This is a genomic window from Actinosynnema sp. NPDC023658, from assembly GCF_040639995.1.
Lineage (GTDB): Bacteria > Actinomycetota > Actinomycetes > Mycobacteriales > Pseudonocardiaceae > Actinosynnema.
The window spans coordinates 1-2,260 of the sequence record NZ_JBFAAX010000887.1 but is presented as its reverse complement, the minus strand read 5'-3'; the positions used below and the strand labels follow the sequence as shown (position 1 = coordinate 2,260).

Below are 2,260 nucleotides of genomic sequence, written 5' to 3'. Positions count from 1 at the left end.
GCCCGAGTACATGGTGCCCTCGGCGGTCGTGGTGCTGGAGGCGCTGCCGTTGACCAACAACGGCAAGCTCGACAAGCGCGCCCTGCCCGCCCCGACCGATGACGCGCTGGCCAGGGCCGAGTACACCGCGCCGTCCGGGGTGGTGCAGGAACGCGTCGCCGCGCTGTTCGCCCAACTCCTGGACGTCGCGGAGGTCGGCGCCGGCGACAGCTTCTTCGACCTGGGCGGCAACTCGATCCTCGCGGTGCGGCTCACCGCCCTGATCGAGGAGGAGTTCGCGCTCGACTTCACCGTGCGGCAGGTCTTCGAGCACCCGACCGTGTCCCGGCTGGCCGGCGCGGTGGAAGCCGGTGTGCGGGCCGAGATCGCGCACATGTCCGATTCCGAGGTGCTGGCGCACTCCGTGGAGAACAGAGGAACGCTGTCGTGACGACGAGTGAGATCGACGCCGGGCGCGAGGAGCTGGTCCGGCGCAGGCTCGAACAGGGGCGCGCGGTCCGCCGCTCGGCCATCCCGACCGCCGACCGGACCCGTCCCGTGCCGCTGTCCTACGGCCAGCAGCAGATGTGGTTCCTGAACCGCCTGGACCCCGGCAGCGCCGAGTACCTGGTCCCGCTGGCCCTGCGGATCAAGGGCGCGCTGGACGTCGACGCGCTGCGCGGGTCGTGGCGACAGGTGCTCCAGCGGCACGAGGTCCTGCGCACCCGCTACGAGCTGGTGGACGACGAACCCCGGCAGGTGGTGGACGACCTGGTGGACGTCGACCTGCCGGTGCACGACGTGCACGGCAACCCGGTCGAGGTGCTGGAGTACGTCGAGCGGGCAGCGCGCACCGGGTTTGACCTGGAACGCGAGTGGCCCGTGCGGGCCGGGCTGGTCCGGGTGGCCGACGACGTGCACGTCCTGGTCGTGGTGTTCCACCACATCGCGTGGGACGCCTGGTCGGTCGGCGTCTTCGCGGACGAGCTGCGCGAGGGCTACCGCGCGGCGGTGACGGGCGAGGCGACCGCCGTGACCGCACCCGGTCTCCAGTTCGCGGACTACGCCGCGTGGGAGCGCGAGCGGTCGTCGATCGCGCACCGCCGCCACCTCGACTACTGGGCCAAGCAGCTCGCGGACCTGGAACCGGTCGACCTGCCGCTGGACCGGCCCCGGCCCGCCGTGCGGGACTGGCGCGGCGAGGTCGTCGACGCCGACGTCCCGGACTCGCTGGCCGACCGGGTCCGCGCGCTGGCCCGCCGGCACGACGTCACCGAGTACGTGGTGCTGCTGGCCGCGTTCCAGGTCCTGCTGTCGCGCTACACCGGCAGGACCGACATCGCGGTCGGCACGGTGGTGTCGGGCCGCGACCGGCCCGAGTTGCAGCGGCTGATCGGCTACGGCGTCAACAGCCTGGTCCTGCGCGGCCGCTGGCAGGGCGACACGACGTTCGCCGGCCTGCTCGCGGACACCCGCACCGCCGTCTACGAGGCGTTCGACCACCAGGAGGTGCCGTTCGCCCGGCTGGTCGACGAGCTCCAGCCGCAGCGGGACCTGACGCGCACGCCGTTGTTCCAGGTGGCGTTCACCCTGCACGAGGCCCAGGACGACCTGTTCGACCTGCCCGGCCTGGATGTCCAGCCGCTCGACCTGGCCTCCCAGGTGTCCCGCTTCGACCTGACCGCGCTGGTCAAGCAGGCCCGCGACGGCTCGCTGCGGCTTCAGCTGGAGTTCGCGACCGCGCTGTTCGACCGCGGTTCGGTCGAACGGCTGAGCGGGCACTACCTCGCTCTGCTGGACGCCCTGGCCGACGCGCCGGACGAGCCGCTGTCGGTGCTGGAGTTCGTGTCGGCGCGGGAACGGGCGCTGCTGGCCGCGCCCGCCGTCCACGAGGGTTTCGCGGTCGACCGGGGCGTGCACGCGCTGTTCGCGGAACGGGCCGCCTTGGCGCCCGACGCGCCGGCCGTCGTGTTCGACGACGTGGTGCTGTCGTACGGGGAGCTGAACGCGCGGGCGAACCGCCTGGCACGCTACCTGGTCGCGGTGGGAGTGCGGCCGGGTTCGCTGGTGGGTGTGTGCCTGCCGCGTTCGGCGGACCTGGTCGTGTCGTTGCTGGCGGTGCTCAAGACGGGTGCGGCCTACCTGCCGCTCGACCCGGCGGTGCCGGTGGACCGGTTGGCGTTCATGGTCGGTGACGCCGACGTGTCCGTCGTGCTGAGCGACACGGCGACGGTCCCCGTGGTCTCCCGGTTCTTCTCCGGTTCGCTGGTCGTCCTGGACG

2 protein-coding genes are annotated in these 2,260 nt (G+C 72.5%); both read left to right on the top strand.

The genetic code is table 11. From position 1 onward, the window contains the following. Nucleotides 1–430: phosphopantetheine-binding protein (locus AB0G02_RS36000; RefSeq protein ID WP_360803682.1), on the top strand; the 430-nt coding region annotated here is incomplete at its 5' end. Then, the coding region (locus tag AB0G02_RS35995; RefSeq protein ID WP_360803679.1) for a condensation domain-containing protein at nucleotides 427–2,260 on the top strand (1,834 nt) is incomplete at its 3' end. The genes AB0G02_RS36000 and AB0G02_RS35995, both read left to right, overlap by 4 nt.